The organism is Bacteroides sp. RTP21281st1_H5_RTP21281_210402 (genome assembly GCF_040918965.1).
GTDB lineage: Bacteria > Bacteroidota > Bacteroidia > Bacteroidales > Bacteroidaceae > Bacteroides > Bacteroides congonensis.
Genome location: NZ_JBCOWR010000002.1, coordinates 38353 through 52868, shown reverse-complemented (window position 1 = coordinate 52868; position 14516 = coordinate 38353). Strand labels below are relative to the sequence as shown.

Sequence of the window (14516 nt, the reverse complement as noted above, 5' to 3'; positions counted from 1 at the left end):
ATCCTTATGAATATGATAGCACCATCAAAAGAACAAAGTAAGCGTTCTGCAGCACATGTTTTTGCTGCTTTTGAATATCAATGGAATTACTTTGTTCTGCAACTATTAGGCATAATTGATGACTCGACTACCGTAAGTTTTGAACGTCTTGATGATGTTGATAAACAGACGGGAGAGAGCATAACGCTGTATCAAATAAAACATAGCGTCCAAAAAAATGCTAATGGTGAAACAATAAACCTAAGTAATCGTGATACAGACTTATGGAAAACTATATCTATTTGGATGAAGCTTATTGACGAGCAACCGGATATGTTAAATAGCCACAAGTTTGTGTTGGTGACAAATAAAGCAATTTCTGAGAATGCTTTTGTGAAAGCTCTTGAAAAATTTGGAGCAAATCAGTCTATCGACGAATTAAAATCAGCTCTTATTTCCATTCAAGAATCCGAAAGAGGCAATAAAGATAAGACCGATACCACCAAGAAGAAAAGCGTTGATATTTCAGAGATTATTACGGAATTGTTAGGTAAGTTGTACCTGTCACAATTTTGTGCACGAATCTCTGTTTCTGAAACCTCGGATTTATTGAAAAAAGAAATAAAGAATTTAATGGCCACCCGCTTTGCTTTAAGAAACAACCGCATAGAATGGGTTTATGATCAACTTATGACAAAATTAAGGGACGACTCAGTGAAAAATATTGAGAATGGTGAACCTGTATCTTATGCTGGGACGATTTTTAAAGAGCAATACCAGAGTGTAATTGATATTGGACGTCAGAAAATTCATTTCAGAACGGACTACGACCTTAATGAATTTAATGGCAATCCCCGTGACTTGTTATTTATGAAACAATTATTTGTCATAGGTGATACAAGAGAGGAGAATGTAGATGAAATTGCTGAACGCACATTGTGTTGGTTATGCTTTAATAATAATCTTCATGAACATTGGGATGATAATGTAATCGTTCCAGATGATGTGAAACAATTAACCCAAAATGTATCTTCAGCATGGAGACGTTGTCACAACTCTAAACATAGAAGACTATCTCCAAATTGTACCGAGATAGAATTGTGTGAAGCCGGATGTGATACGGTTGATGAAATGAGAAAAGAACGATTTTCTTTAGTTGAAACTCCGTTAGAGCAATTCTTAAGCGAAGGGTGTATATATTACTACTCAAATTCTCCAACAAATATAATCCCCGAATTACCTTTAATTGGTTGGCATCGTGATTGGGAAGATAAATTTAAGAAGTCATGAACAGAGTCTACAATAATGAAGGAATAATTATGGCATGCATAGTCCGAATTCTCAGAGAAAGAGATATGGATATAGCTCTATTGTATCTTGTTAGTACAATCCTGATAGACCGTCAACTAAGTACAGGGTTGCATGGCTGCATGGATTTCAAGCAGCTTTCCAGTCGCATTAAAAATCAAGGACTAATATCTCGTAAATTAGATTCGTTTGGCCCATATTTCATAAATGCTATGATAATACTAACACAAAGCAAGATTATTGCTGTATCAGAAGGTGTACTGCGATTAATCGATCTATCCTTTCCTTCTGGAAAATTGAGTTCCAGAAGATTGGGTCGTATAATCAATAATGCAGATCATTTATTAGATATGTGCAAGGACTTATCAACCGAAGAAATTTATAACGATTTAAACGTACTCCTATGAATCTATATATTGAAAGCATAAAATTATGGTTCAAGGGTTTTAGTGAAGACGTCCTAAAGACGGTAACCTATCCATTCAAGCCCAATAAAATAAATGTTATTACAGGGGATTCTTCCACTGGCAAATCATCGATACTCGGAATTATTGATTATCTTTTCCTATCAGACAATCCTGTAATTGTAGAAAATATAGTTAATGAAAATGTGGAGTTCTATGGTATGCATTTATATCTTGATGGAATAAGTTACATCCTTATAAGAAAAGCTCCGTATCTTGGGAAAGGTTCGCAAGATGTATATTGGAAAAAACAGCAAGAATACCCAACGCCATATACCCCTACTCATACAGTTGGAGAGATGAGAACAATGCTTACGAGTATGTTCAATGTCCCGAAACATGATGTGAAGATTGGTCATAGAACATTTCCTATGACTTTCAGACATTTTTTACCATTTAATTATCTGACAGAGGATATTATATCATCAGCTAATACATATTTTGACACGGCTTTTTTTATGAGCCGAAGTTTTGATGCACACCTTGATTATGCCTTGGAGTATGTCAATGGCATTAGGTGTCATAATGGGAAAGAAGTAGAATCTGCAATTCAAAAGGCAGAAAGGGAATTGAACCAATATCAGCAGAAGCATCAAAAAGCACAAGCTGATGAAATAAAATATAAGGACAGTCTCATTTCTATTTATGAAGACGCATTGCGTCTTAACCTAGTCCCTGCCGACAATTTGTTTATTTGTGAAAATGCAAATGCAAATGAACTACAACATTATATTCAACGAACTATAAATGAATACGACAAACTCATCAAAAACGATGAAGATACAAATAAATTAGAGAGACTTAAAAAACAAAGGGATGAACTTAATTCTAAATTAAGTATCTACAACTCTCTACTTTCGGAGATGGGCAAACAGAAAGATGCAGGAATAAAGATTCAAGACAGCCTACGTCCTATTTCCTACATTAGAGAGCACATAGATGAGGTCATTCTGTGCTCTGAAACGACAGAACTTCTTGATTTGTTAGAAAATCAACTTATACAAATAAAGAAGTCAAGGATAGAAACGCCTAAATTGCCTATTGATTTCAATGCAAGGTATGAAGAATTAAAAAAAGAACTGAAAACTTGCGAAAATGAACTAAAACGATTAACGTTTCTCCGTAAAACTATTGTTAATCCTAAATGGCTTAACATGGCTCTAAGTCTTAAATATCGACTGAAAGATTTGAAGAAACCACAAGCAGATGCTTATCTACCAAATGTTGAGCAAGATATGCTGTCAGAAATTGAATCATTGAAAATTCAATTAAAACAGATGTATTTATTGCCTCATGATGTGAAAGAGGTATTGAACGAATATATAAACAAATATTTTCGTTCAACCAATGGCATTGTAGATTCTTATCCAGATTCTTCTATGCGTTATGACGATGAGGAGCGTAGAGTTTCGCTGTTGAAAAATGGGGAGGAGTATCCTATTAGAAATGTCGGCAGCAAATCAAACTATATGTTCCTACACTTATGTTTTTTTCTAGGTCTCCATCGCTCTATTCTGGCACATCAGTCCGAACAGGTTGGCTCATTTCTATTTATTGATCAACCAAGCATACCGTATTACGCTGATAAAAACACGCTTGATAACGATGACAAGAAACAGCTAATCAAAGCTTTCGGACTACTCAATGATTTTATGAAAGATATTGTATGCGGCGAAAGCAATCATTTTCAGATTATACTAATAGAACATGCTGACGAATCTTATTGGAAAGATTTAGAGTATTTCCATACTGCGGCAAAGTTTTCAAAATCAGAAAATGGAGGTCTAATTCCTAAATATATCTATGAATGATGGTAAATTTTAAGTTAGGTACACCAGTAATTGCCACTGTACAAAAAGTTGGAAATAAATCCAAAGAAGAAGGGATCGCATTTGCTTCTAAAGCAGACGATATGTCGTTTGCTTCTGAATTCATATCAACATTGGTGAAAAATACGTTTAAGTTTGACACATTTAGCCAATTTGATTCTATTGACTCTCTGGACATGAATCCGTCCTATAGATTTGTACGTAAGATATTTGAAAACAAAGATGATTTTGTCAAACAATCAAATAACCTTGCAAGGCACCTTTATGACCAAAGTATACATCCGCACATTAGTAATGGTGAGTTTTATGTAATTTATATTGACGGTTGCATTATTAACGATGAGACAGTTGATGCTATTTTGTTACTCAAAACAGAAGCAAAAGATAGTTTTTTAACCGTGTCCTATGAAAACGGAGAATACTCTATTAAATCGCAGCTGGGATTGAGTACAAAGCATTTGGACAAAGGGTGCATAATTTTCAATATCCAATCAGATAAAGGATATTTAATCTCAATAGTAGAAACATCAACCATCCGTCAAGATGGAAGATATTGGTCTAATAACTTCCTTTATATAAAGGACATAATTACAGATTTCCAGTATACAGAACGTATAGCGGACTTTTGTTCTACAGTGGTTCATCAGATTAGTAAAAAGATTCCAGAGAAATCTTTGGATTTAGCTAAGGCATCCAGAAAAATTACTCAAATACTGCAGAATGATGGTAGAGAAGTAAATACGAATGAATTGATTTCGTCATTAGCAATCGATGATGAGGTGACATCCATGCTGTCATCTTATAAAAAAGAATATGAGGAAAGGAAAGGGGAACTGCCAGAGATTTTTAAAATTGCACAAAATGCTACGAAAAGAAAAGCCATAACGAAAGCAAATATCCTAAGAATTGGTTCTGATTTTGAACTTAAAGTATTAGATTCATCTGCCATTATTGAACAGGGATATGATGATGAGAAGAAACAGAATTTTCTTAAGCTATATTACAGATAGGTATAAAAGAGCATATGACAATTGACGATATAAGGACATTAATTGCAGCAGATGAGTCACGGACTCTGGAACTGAAGAAAACAACCGGTGAACTGAAAGACGGGATGCACTCAGCGTGCGCCTTTCTCAACACAGAAGGTGGCTGGCTGATTTTTGGGGTCGCTCCGAGTTCGTTGAAGATAATCGGACAGGAGGTGACAGACAAGACTCAACAGGAGATTGCTCAGGCTTTGGCAGTGCTGGAACCTGCGGTAGATGTACGAGTGGCGTATGTTGATGTGCCAGAGCGCCCGGGCTACCAGATCATAGCTATGCACTTTGATGGATGGGTATGGGGTGAGCGTCCGCACACCTTCCATGGTTGCCCGTATTATAAGGTTGAGAGTACAACGAAGGTCATGCCGCAGGATATGTATGACGAGCGTATTCGGGCACATCAACCTCAACTGTACGCATGGGAACGACTTGCTGCTGACAGTGTGACTTTGGCAGATCTTAACGAGAATCTGATTCGTAATGGCATCCGTCGAGGTATTGATGGTGGTCGCATCCCAGAGTCTGCTTTATATGAACCTACTGGAGATATTCTCGCAAAATGGAAGCTATTAAAGAATGGCGTTCCGACTAATGGTGCTGTACTACTTTTCTCTGACAAAATAGACGAGTATCCACAGTTTACACTGAGGATGGCGCGGTTTGTAGGAATCGACAAAAATAGGTTCCGTGATAACCAACGAGCCGAAGGCAATTTCTTCCAACTCTTAGATGCCGGAGTTGCATTTTGCTTCAAACATCTTTCGCTCAGTGGGGTAATTACCAACCATAGTTTAGAGCGTGAAGAACAACTTGAAGTGCCCTATCATGCGTTGCGCGAAGCTCTAATCAATGCCCTTTGCCATCGGTATTGGGAAAGATATAATCTAACTATCAGTCTTGCCATCTATGATGACCGCATCGAGATAGCAAGTCCCGGCACGTTCCCTCCGCAGATAACTCCCGAAAATATCAAGAAACCTCATGAGTCATTTCCTCATAACCTAAAGGTGGCGGAGGCACTTTATCGTATGACTTATCTGGAAAACTGGGGTAGTGGTGCGAAACGTATTCTGGATGCTTGTAAGGCACAAGGAGTGGATGCACCCACTTGGGCTTCTGGTGGCGGTTTCGTGACCGTCACCTTCAAGCGACCTTACTTCAAGACAAACACTCTTAAAACTGACAGAGAGGATAACAGGACAAGTAAACAGGACAAGTACCGCTCAAGTACCGCTCAAGTACCGCTCAAGTACCGTCCAAGTACCGCTCAAGTTCAAGAAATAATTTTTTCAATGAGTGAAGACTATCTAACGATGAATGAAATAATGTCAAATATGGGATTCAAACATCGTACATCATTCCGAGAAAATTATTTCCTCCCTGCGTTGGAGGACGGTGCAATTGAACTGCAGTATCCAGAACAGCCAAAGCACCCAAAGCAAAAATATAGGCTCACGGAAGCGGCTAAAGAGTGGTTAAAGAATAATACCGATTCATCTAAATCGTAAAAGCAGCACCGCAGGTTTGAAAAGTTTTCCGACTTCGGAGGAAAACTCAGCCTCTTGCAAGGGCAAGGCGTTTTGAGCTGCTCGAAGTATTTTGAGCTGCCCAAAACATACCTTGCTGTGTTCAAGTGAACACAAGAATCCGTAAGAAACGGATTGATAAAAAAGCTTTCATAAGAGAACTACACCATACAAAGTCGCCTTTGAGTTTAGATGATAACACGTATGTATGGTCATACGTTAATACAACTGACCATAATAATACGTGACCAGTAATATGCTTTATCAGCCATATGTATAATTGATATGTCGTATGACTGATAATATGGCTAACTGATACGATTGATTTATAGTTCATTTTGATACACAAAGTAGCCGAACCTTTCAAATGCGATATAGGACAATGACTACAACGTCAGCGCAATATGCTGCCACTTTTGGAAAATCCATTGTCGGATAACGGATTATATATTCCTTTGCGGCAAAAGAAACAATAACAGTAAAGAATGATGTATATGGAAATCGTATCTATCGAAAGAAAGACATTTGAGGCGATGGTCGCCAAGTTCGACCGCTTCGTCCACCGTATGGAAGCCATCTGCCAGCGGCACGGCGAAAAGAAAATGAGTGAGTGGATGGACAATCAAGATGTGTGCCAGATGCTCAACATCAGTCCCCGCACATTGCAAACACTGCGGGATAACGGTACGCTTGCCTACTCGCAGATAAACCACAAGATATTTTACCGTCCCGAAGATGTGCAACGTATCGTTTCCGTTGTGGAGGACAGACGTAAGGAGGCGAAGTTCAAGGGCAAGACAAATTAACCACCATCTATAGTAATCCCACTAAATCCAAGTAACATGAATGAGTTAATCAACAAAGACAACGAGTGGATAATCCACTTCATGGGCAGTCTTGACCGACTGCTGGACAGCTACGAGCGTCTGACCGCCAACTATCGTCAGACATTGAGCGGTGAGCGTTTCTTTACTGACAAGGAAGTGTCAGCACGGTTGAAGGTAAGCCGAAGAACGCTTCAAGACTACCGCAACGAAGGAAGGATAGCCTATATCCAGTTGGGCGGCAAAATCCTTTACCGTGAATCGGACATCGAACGGATGTTGAATGACGGCTACCGCTCCGCCTTCCGACAGAGGGCAACTTGATTAGCTATCTGATTTTCTTGAAGGAGCGCAGTTTGCCGTCTGCCCTATAATTTGCGGCAGCAATAGACTTACAACAAAAAGAAAAAGGAACGGCTTACGGATGAAGTACCAAAACTCTGCTTCGTCTGTAAGTCGTTCCCCTTCTTTGTCTTTTGATTTCCCGTCAGTCGCTTGTTTCCGTTGCTGGATGCCCTTTCTGCGTATGGTTGGCAGAGGCAAGGTTTTCGGGCTGAATACGCTCCGCAGGAGGAAGATTCTGCCCGAAACGGCTCTGCCGCTTGACCTTGTCGCTACCATCTGAACCATGCGCTACCTTTGCATCCGAGCATCGGGAACAAGTGCCTGACGGGATGAACTCAATTATACCATCGGTTGCTTCTTCTGCCACAGGGAAGAAACAATGTTATCGAAGCCTCTTTCTTGGTGATGCAGATTTCATTTACTACAAACTTTCTGAACAGGATACTTTCTCGGCTGCATATCCTGAACGCAACGGCGACAACCATTTCAAAGTTGTAAACATCATAACTGATGCCGTCCGTCTGCCTGATATACTTCTGCGTTTCAACCTCGTTCAGTTCCTTGTTCTTGTAGATGGACTGAATCGCCTTGCGAACAACACTTGAAAATACTCCGAAAAAGTCGGCTATCTCGAATTGGGTCATCCATATAGGTGCAGAGGGAACACCCACCACTCCGTTTTTACTGATTGTGATTATTCCTCTTTCCATACTCATCCCATTACTTTAGCCATCATGTTCTTTACATTATTCATATCGCGCAGGATGGAGGAATCCAATACACGTGCATAATGTTGGGTCATCTTGATATTAGAGTGACCGAGCATCTTGGCCACATTCTCAATGCTCACACCGTTGGCGAGGCAGACAGAGGTTGCATACGAATGCCGAGCCGTATGTGTGGTCAAGGTCTTGTTTATCATGCATAAATCAGCAATCTCTTTCAGATAACTGTTCATTTTCTGATTGCAGGGAACAGGTAGCAACACATTTTTCTTTTGGCAAGTAGGATGTGTTGCGTATTTACGGAGAATGGCCATCGGGATGTCAAGCAGTGGGATGTTGCACATGTTCTTTGTTTTCTGGCGAGGCTTGCGAATCCAAAGATTCCCGTTTTGGTCTTCCACGATGTGTTCGGGAGCCAGTTGCTGCACATCTATGAAAGCTAACCCGGTGAAAGCGGCGAAAATAAAAACATCACGAACAACGGTGATGCGCTCCAATGAGAACTTCTTGTTGTATATGGTGAGTAGTTCATCCATTGTCAGGAACTCACGGATGACCTCCTTCTCGTGGAACTTGATGCCGATGAACGGGTCTTTGGTTATCCATTCGTTGGCAAGGGCGAGGTTGGTTATCTTCTTCAGACACTTCATGTAGCGGATAACGGTATTCTGCTGGCACTCTTTTTCTGTCTTGAGGTAAAACTCAAAGGCACGTACCAGTTCGCCATTGACCTCTGTCAAGGGTAAATCTTCTTTTCCGTATTTCTGCTTGATAAGTTCCGCCAGATAACGCTTGCAACTTTCATAGCGGCGGACGGTAATCAGAGCGTAGTCCTTGCCCACAAGTTCACGGCATTGGTCGTTGTGCTCCTGCATCGTGCCGATGATGGTGCGGATAACCTCGGGCTCTTTGTCCTGCCCGAAGAACTTTTCCTGCAACAGACGTGCATGGATGGGAATGCCTTCGCTTTCCAATTCGTTGAAGATGCCATGTAGTTTGATTCGGGCCTCTTCAATATAGGCATTCAAGTCGCAGGACTTGCGGCTTTTGCCTTTGGCGCACTCCTTCGCCTGATTCCACAAAGCCGGGTCGATACTCTTGCGGATGTTGGTTTACACTCGTGCACCGTTCACCGTGATGCGCATACACACGGAGGCTTCTCCGTTTTTCAGCAGTTTGGCTTTCTTGAGAAAGAAAAGCATTTTGAATGAGTCTCGTTTCATGTTCCTACAGTTTTATTCGTGGTACAAAAGTAGGAAACCATACACGCTTTCTTGATACGCAAAATGCTGCAAATCAGAGAGAAGGAATCTTATTCGGTAGAGATGTTTGCTCCACCTATTTTGCTCCACCTTTTGGAACACCAGAAACGGTAATATATTGCCGTTTTTTGCGTCCCGCCGGAAAACAAAAATCCCGATTTCGTTTGGAAATCAGGAGTTTGCTGTGAATTGCTTTTCTTCTAAGTGGTGCCACCAGGAATCGAACCGGGGACACAAGGATTTTCAGTCCTTTGCTCTACCAACTGAGCTATGGCACCTTGTGATTATTGGTTTAGTAATTTCTCACTTGCGGTTGCAAAGGTAGTGAAACTTTTGGATTCTGCAAGCCTTTCAGAAATAAAAAACACTGATAAAAAGTTAGTCGGCTTATTATCAGTGTTATATAGAATGAAAATATTTTGCTGTATGCTGAATATTTTATTTATCTTCTTTTAAAGGATTCCATCCCTGTGCTTTTAATTCAAACTCTTGTCCGTCGCGGGTGACCAAAGCACAGCCTAACTCCGGTTTAGTGATGTGGCCGATGAGGCGGATACCTTCCATTTGCGACACTTTCTCATGCTCGGCAATAGGTACGGTGAAGAGAAGCTCATAATCTTCGCCGCCATTCATAGCGCAAGTCGTAAGATTCATGTTGAATTCTTCTGCCATAACAGCAGTCTGATAGTCGATAGGGATATGTTCCTCGTAAACACGACAGCCGGCATTGCTCTGCTTGCAGATGTGCATAAGTTCTGATGATAAACCATCGGAAACATCCATCATGGAAGTCGGGATGATGTTGGCAGCAGCAAGTTTCTCGATAATGTCCTTACGGGCTTCAGGTTTCAGTTGACGTTCCAATAAGTATTCTTTGCCGGTGAAGTCCGGTTGCACGTCTTTTTCGCCTTTTAATACGCTCTTTTCACGTTCCAGGAGTTGAAGTCCCATGTAGGCTCCACCCAGGTCGCCGCTGACACAGATCAGGTCTGTTTCTTTAGCTCCGTTGCGATAGACTACTTTATCCTTATCCGCGTCACCTATGCAAGTAATACTGATGGTAAGTCCGGTAAGGGAAGAAGTCGTGTCACCACCTACAATATCGACATTATATTGCTGGCAAGCCAGGCGGATACCTGCATAAAGCTCGTCCATATCTTCTACGCTGAAACGTTTGGATACTCCGAGAGACACTGTTATTTGCCTGGGAGTGCCGTTCATGGCGTAAATGTCGGAGAAGTTGACTACGGCAGACTTATAGCCCAAGTGCTTCAAAGGAACATATGTCAGGTCAAAATGTACGCCTTCCATAAGTAAATCAGTGGTTACCAGTATTTGTTTCTCGGATGGGTAGGAGAGGACTGCGGCGTCGTCACCCACTCCATATTTACTGGATTCATTTTCCAGTTTGATTCCCTCGGTAAGACGGTCGATTAGACCGAACTCACCGAGAGTAGCTATTTCAGTTCTCATAAATCGGGTTTAATGTTTAGGCACGGTTGATTAGTTCACGCATGATAGTCGTCATTTTCGGTTGCGCGGCGTCAGCAGCTTTCTGGACTTCTTCGTGCGTTACTTCTACGATTTTCCCTTCTACTCCCAAGTCGGTAATAACGGAAATACCGAAAACCTTGATTCCGCAATGGTTAGCGACAATCACTTCAGGAACGGTAGACATACCTACGGCATCAGCACCTAAGATATGGAATAATTTATATTCAGCGGGAGTTTCGAAGGTAGGGCCTTGAGTGCCAATATATATACCATGTTGTACCTTGATACCTTTCTCTTTCGCAATTTCGTCAGCTTTACGGATAAGCTCTTTGCTGTACGCTTCGCTCATATCCGGGAAACGGGGACCATACGGAATGTTTTTTCCACGAAGCGGATGTTCGGGGAAGTAGTTGATATGATCGGTGATAATCATCAGGTCGCCGATTTCAAAGTCTGCATTCGTACCGCCACTGGCATTGGATACAAATAATGTCTTGATACCCAATTCGCGCATCACACGTACAGGGAAAGTTACTTCTTTCATCGAATAACCTTCGTAGTAGTGGAAACGGCCTTGCATAGCCATAATATCTTTATTGCCTAATTTACCGAAAATCAGCTTGCCGCTGTGACCTTCGACGGTAGACACCGGGAAGTTCGGGATATCCGAATACTTTATTTCGTACTTCTCGGTGATTTCGTTCGCTAAACTGCCAAGTCCGGTGCCAAGAATGATGGCTGTTTCGGGACTCGTGTGCATCTTCTCTTTAAGATAAGCTGCGGTTTCTTGTATTTTCTCTAACATAGTCAATAATATGTTGGTTAAATTTATCTTGTTGATTTTGTAATATTTCTATTTCAATGGGCAGAGCATAAATAAACGGTTTCAATTCTTCGTCCAATCCCGGATGATTAACCAAACGTGTCGCATCCTTCTCGGTTGTGATGACCAATCGTTTTTCGCCTGTTAATCTTTTGAACCGTTCCTTTATCTGCTGCATATCTCTGTGAGTAAAATCATGGTGGTCGCCAAAAGATAGTGTCTCTATCTGTTTTGCGCAACCGTCCAACCTTTCCATAATGGGAGCAGGTGATGCAATACCTGTCACTAATAATACCTCCGTAGCCGTTAATGAAGACAAAGAGATTTCTTTGCTTGCCGTAGCCATATTCGCATCAGCTTCTCTAACTTCCTGCCGGAATATAGGTTGCAGGTTTCCATAACGGAACGATGAGAAGAACAACTGCTGATACGGGTAAAGGTTCAGCCGTTTAGTGATAATATTGTAATCAATAGGTTTGATGTCCTGCGGACATTTGGTAACGATTATGATTTGTGCCCGGTTCTTTCCACTGACAGGCTCTCGTAAACGTCCTGCCGGAAGCAGTGCATCATCACAGAAAAGGCGGTGATAATCAGTCAATAGAATACTTAATCCCGGTTTGACATAGCGATGCTGAAAAGCGTCATCCAGTAAGACGACATCTACAGCAGGCTTTTTCAAGGCAAGTAATTTCTCTATTCCATGGCAACGGTTTTCGTCAACAGCCAACGTGACGGACGGAAACTTAGTGTACATCTGATAAGGCTCGTCACCAATCGTCCTGGCAGTACTTTGGGGAGTAGCGAGCACATAACCTTGTGTACGCCGTTTGTATCCGCGACTTAGTACAGCCACCTGATATTTGTCATGAAGCAACTTTATCAAATATTCGGTATGAGGAGTTTTCCCTGTTCCGCCTACAGACAGATTACCAACACAGATGACAGGAACATCGAAACTCTTCGACCGGAACAATCCCCAGTCAAAGAGCTTATTTCTTATGATTACCACTGCTCCGTATAGCCACGAGACAGGATATAGCCATTTATGTATTTTGAAAAAGTGCTCGTCCATGCAGTACGGTTTATTTTATATTCAGTTCGAACGGAATGCGTGCCTGAATCATGGATTGTTCTTTTAAATTCTTCAGTAAGCCGAATTGTTGATAATACTCGCCCAATTTACTTTTCAGAAGTTGGGATTCAACATAATTAGTCGGCTTCGTATCGAGTAGAGAAGACAGAAAATCCTGTTTGGCCGGATAAGATACTACGGTGTATCCCTCAATACCCGCTTTTGCTACGGCAATATCCAACGCCTTGTCAATACCTCCGAGCTCATCTACCAAGCCTAACTCTTTGGCTGTTTCACCTGTCCACACACGTCCTTCGGCAATCTTTTCGATTGCTTCCTTTGTCATATGGCGTCCTTCGGCACATCTGCCTACGAATGTGTCATATCCCTGAGTAATCATCATTTGCAACAATGACTTCTCACCCTCATTGAAAGGACGCATAATATTTCCGAAATCTGAATATTTATTGGTTTTTACCACATCATAAGTCAGGCCTATTTTTTCTGTCAGGCCTTTTACATTCGGAATCATTCCGAAGATGCCGATAGAGCCGGTCAGCGTAGTGGGTTCGGCAACAATCGTATCGGCTACACAAGAGATATAATATCCTCCTGATGCCGCATAGTCACCCATGGAAACAATAACTGGCTTTTTCGCTTTCAACTCTTTTACTGCATGCCAGATTTGTTCCGAAGCAAAAGCACTTCCACCCGGAGAATTAACCCGGAGTACAACGGCCTTCACATCGTCATCTTCTTTCAACTTACGCAAATCACGGCTTACTTTAGGACCTACGATGCCTTCTTCGGAAGCCGAAGAACTGGGATAGTCTGTGATTTCACCGGATGCATAATAAACGGCAACGATATTGCCACTTTTATCTTTAGGAACATTCTTTCTTACATTAATCATATCTGCCAGTCCCAATACAGGAAGGCGGTCATCCTTGTCTATTTCCACCATCTCCTTGAGATAGTTGCGTACGTCATTGCGATAAATCAATGTATCAGCCAATCCGCATTTCACGCTTTCTTCTGCCGGATAGAACATTAACATGCGGTCTGCATAAGCATTGAGGGAATCGACTGAAAGACTACGGCTGGCAGCTACTCCTTCAGTCACTTGTCCCCAAATGGAATTGATGAAAACTGTTACTTGTTCGCGGTTAGCCGGGCTCATCTCAGTGGCGATGAACGGCTCAACAGCAGATTTATAGGTTCCTACTTTGAATACCTGCATCTCCACACCGATTTTCTGAAGAAGATCTTTATAGAAAAGAGGAGCGGAAGCGATACCCCGCCATTCGATCATGCCTTTAGGATTAAGCAGTACCTTATCGGCTACACTGGAAAGATAATAAAGCCCTTGGGTATAAGAGTCACCATAAGCAATGATGAATTTCCCGCTTTCCTTAAAGTCAAGCAATGCGTTACGAATCTCCTGTAAAGAAGCGTAGGATGCGCCCAATGAACTTGCCTGCAAATAAATCCCTTTGATGTTTTCATTCTCTTTGGCCTTTTTGATAGACGAAAGAATGTCGTCCAGTCCATATGTATTAGACCCGTCACCGAATAACTGGGATAAAATGCCCAACGGGTCTTCTTGCGTACGTTCCACTAACGTACCGTTCAAGTCGAGCATCATTACAGAATTCTTTTTTACTATCGTTTCTGTATCCGAAGCAGACATGATACCGAACAGCGTCACCATGCTGATAATAAATAATACAATACTTGACAAAATGATACCTGTCACCGTGGCAAGTGTGAATTTCAAGAAATCTTTCATTGTACTTATTGTTTTTTTGCGCCAGCT

At 41.4% G+C, this 14516-nt stretch carries 12 protein-coding genes, 1 tRNA gene and 1 pseudogene; 6 read left to right on the top strand and 8 right to left on the bottom strand.

The features are described 5' to 3' along the window. The first annotated feature begins 6 nt into the window (after positions 1 to 6). The 6 genes from AB5443_RS03845 (at position 7) to AB5443_RS03820 (ending at position 7300) form a co-directional block, all read left to right on the top strand. A complete protein-coding gene (locus AB5443_RS03845; RefSeq protein WP_277134919.1) occupies positions 7 to 1269 on the top strand; it encodes a dsDNA nuclease domain-containing protein in 1263 nt (420 codons plus the stop codon). 421 nt (positions 1270 to 1690) lie between these two features. After that, the gene (locus tag AB5443_RS03840) at positions 1691 to 3562 is read left to right on the top strand and encodes a DUF3732 domain-containing protein (protein ID WP_277134917.1); all 1872 of its coding nucleotides are present in this window, start codon (positions 1691 to 1693) and stop codon (positions 3560 to 3562) included. Further along, positions 3559 to 4590, top strand: coding sequence for a nucleoid-associated protein (locus AB5443_RS03835; protein WP_277134916.1), 1032 nt, complete (start codon positions 3559 to 3561; stop codon positions 4588 to 4590). Before AB5443_RS03840 ends, AB5443_RS03835 begins: the two co-directional genes overlap by 4 nt. Positions 4591 to 4604: 14 nt before the next feature. After that, the gene (locus tag AB5443_RS03830) at positions 4605 to 6134 is read left to right on the top strand and encodes an ATP-binding protein (protein ID WP_283140027.1); all 1530 of its coding nucleotides are present in this window, start codon (positions 4605 to 4607) and stop codon (positions 6132 to 6134) included. Between the two features lie 512 nt (positions 6135 to 6646). Then, positions 6647 to 6958, top strand: coding sequence for a helix-turn-helix domain-containing protein (locus AB5443_RS03825; RefSeq protein WP_118322917.1), 312 nt, complete (start codon positions 6647 to 6649; stop codon positions 6956 to 6958). A gap of 36 nt (positions 6959 to 6994) precedes the next feature. Next, positions 6995 to 7300, top strand: a complete 306-nt coding sequence (locus AB5443_RS03820) for a helix-turn-helix domain-containing protein (protein ID WP_277134914.1) — start codon at positions 6995 to 6997, stop codon at positions 7298 to 7300. 163 nt (positions 7301 to 7463) lie between these two features. Here the strand turns inward: AB5443_RS03820 and AB5443_RS03815 are convergent, their stop codons facing one another. From AB5443_RS03815 to sppA, 8 genes and pseudogenes are all read right to left on the bottom strand, one after another. Next, the gene (locus AB5443_RS03815) at positions 7464 to 7688 is read right to left on the bottom strand and encodes a hypothetical protein (protein WP_171030417.1); all 225 of its coding nucleotides are present in this window, start codon (positions 7686 to 7688) and stop codon (positions 7464 to 7466) included. Continuing rightward, positions 7657 to 8031 carry a hypothetical protein gene (locus tag AB5443_RS03810; protein ID WP_277134913.1) on the bottom strand — a complete coding sequence of 125 codons (375 nt, stop codon included), beginning with the start codon at positions 8029 to 8031 and terminating at the stop codon, positions 7657 to 7659. The genes AB5443_RS03815 and AB5443_RS03810 overlap by 32 nt, the downstream gene beginning before the upstream one ends. Positions 8032 to 8033: 2 nt before the next feature. Next, positions 8034 to 9269 (bottom strand): annotated as a pseudogene (locus AB5443_RS03805) (site-specific integrase). Between the two features lie 244 nt (positions 9270 to 9513). Beyond that, positions 9514 to 9586: transfer RNA gene (locus AB5443_RS03800), tRNA-Phe, on the bottom strand. Between the two features lie 160 nt (positions 9587 to 9746). Further along, positions 9747 to 10781, bottom strand: a complete 1035-nt coding sequence (thiL, locus tag AB5443_RS03795) for a thiamine-phosphate kinase (protein WP_073344687.1) — start codon at positions 10779 to 10781, stop codon at positions 9747 to 9749. Between the two features lie 16 nt (positions 10782 to 10797). Beyond that, a complete protein-coding gene (locus AB5443_RS03790; protein ID WP_044655499.1) occupies positions 10798 to 11607 on the bottom strand; it encodes a purine-nucleoside phosphorylase in 810 nt (269 codons plus the stop codon). Beyond that, positions 11570 to 12700, bottom strand: coding sequence for a tetraacyldisaccharide 4'-kinase (gene lpxK / locus AB5443_RS03785; protein ID WP_277135305.1), 1131 nt, complete (start codon positions 12698 to 12700; stop codon positions 11570 to 11572). Before lpxK ends, AB5443_RS03790 begins: the two co-directional genes overlap by 38 nt. Positions 12701 to 12710: 10 nt before the next feature. Then, entirely contained in the window at positions 12711 to 14489 is a 1779-nt protein-coding gene (gene sppA, locus AB5443_RS03780; RefSeq protein ID WP_277135304.1) for a signal peptide peptidase SppA, read from the bottom strand. Between the last annotated feature and the right edge of the window lie 27 nt (positions 14490 to 14516).

What these genes read in the sequence shown, in the direction of transcription:
- AB5443_RS03845 (WP_277134919.1), top strand. Translation starts at nt 7, where the DNA reads ATGAATATGATAGCACCATCAAAAGAACAAAGTAAGCGTTCTGCAGCA.
- AB5443_RS03840 (WP_277134917.1), top strand. Translation starts at nt 1,691, where the DNA reads ATGAATCTATATATTGAAAGCATAAAATTATGGTTCAAGGGTTTTAGT.
- AB5443_RS03835 (WP_277134916.1), top strand. Translation starts at nt 3,559, where the DNA reads ATGATGGTAAATTTTAAGTTAGGTACACCAGTAATTGCCACTGTACAA.
- AB5443_RS03830 (WP_283140027.1), top strand. Translation starts at nt 4,605, where the DNA reads ATGACAATTGACGATATAAGGACATTAATTGCAGCAGATGAGTCACGG.
- AB5443_RS03825 (WP_118322917.1), top strand. Translation starts at nt 6,647, where the DNA reads ATGGAAATCGTATCTATCGAAAGAAAGACATTTGAGGCGATGGTCGCC.
- AB5443_RS03820 (WP_277134914.1), top strand. Translation starts at nt 6,995, where the DNA reads ATGAATGAGTTAATCAACAAAGACAACGAGTGGATAATCCACTTCATG.
- AB5443_RS03810 (WP_277134913.1), bottom strand. Translation starts at nt 8,031, where the DNA reads ATGGAAAGAGGAATAATCACAATCAGTAAAAACGGAGTGGTGGGTGTT.
- thiL (WP_073344687.1), bottom strand. Translation starts at nt 10,781, where the DNA reads ATGAGAACTGAAATAGCTACTCTCGGTGAGTTCGGTCTAATCGACCGT.
- AB5443_RS03790 (WP_044655499.1), bottom strand. Translation starts at nt 11,607, where the DNA reads ATGTTAGAGAAAATACAAGAAACCGCAGCTTATCTTAAAGAGAAGATG.
- lpxK (WP_277135305.1), bottom strand. Translation starts at nt 12,700, where the DNA reads ATGGACGAGCACTTTTTCAAAATACATAAATGGCTATATCCTGTCTCG.
- sppA (WP_277135304.1), bottom strand. Translation starts at nt 14,489, where the DNA reads ATGAAAGATTTCTTGAAATTCACACTTGCCACGGTGACAGGTATCATT.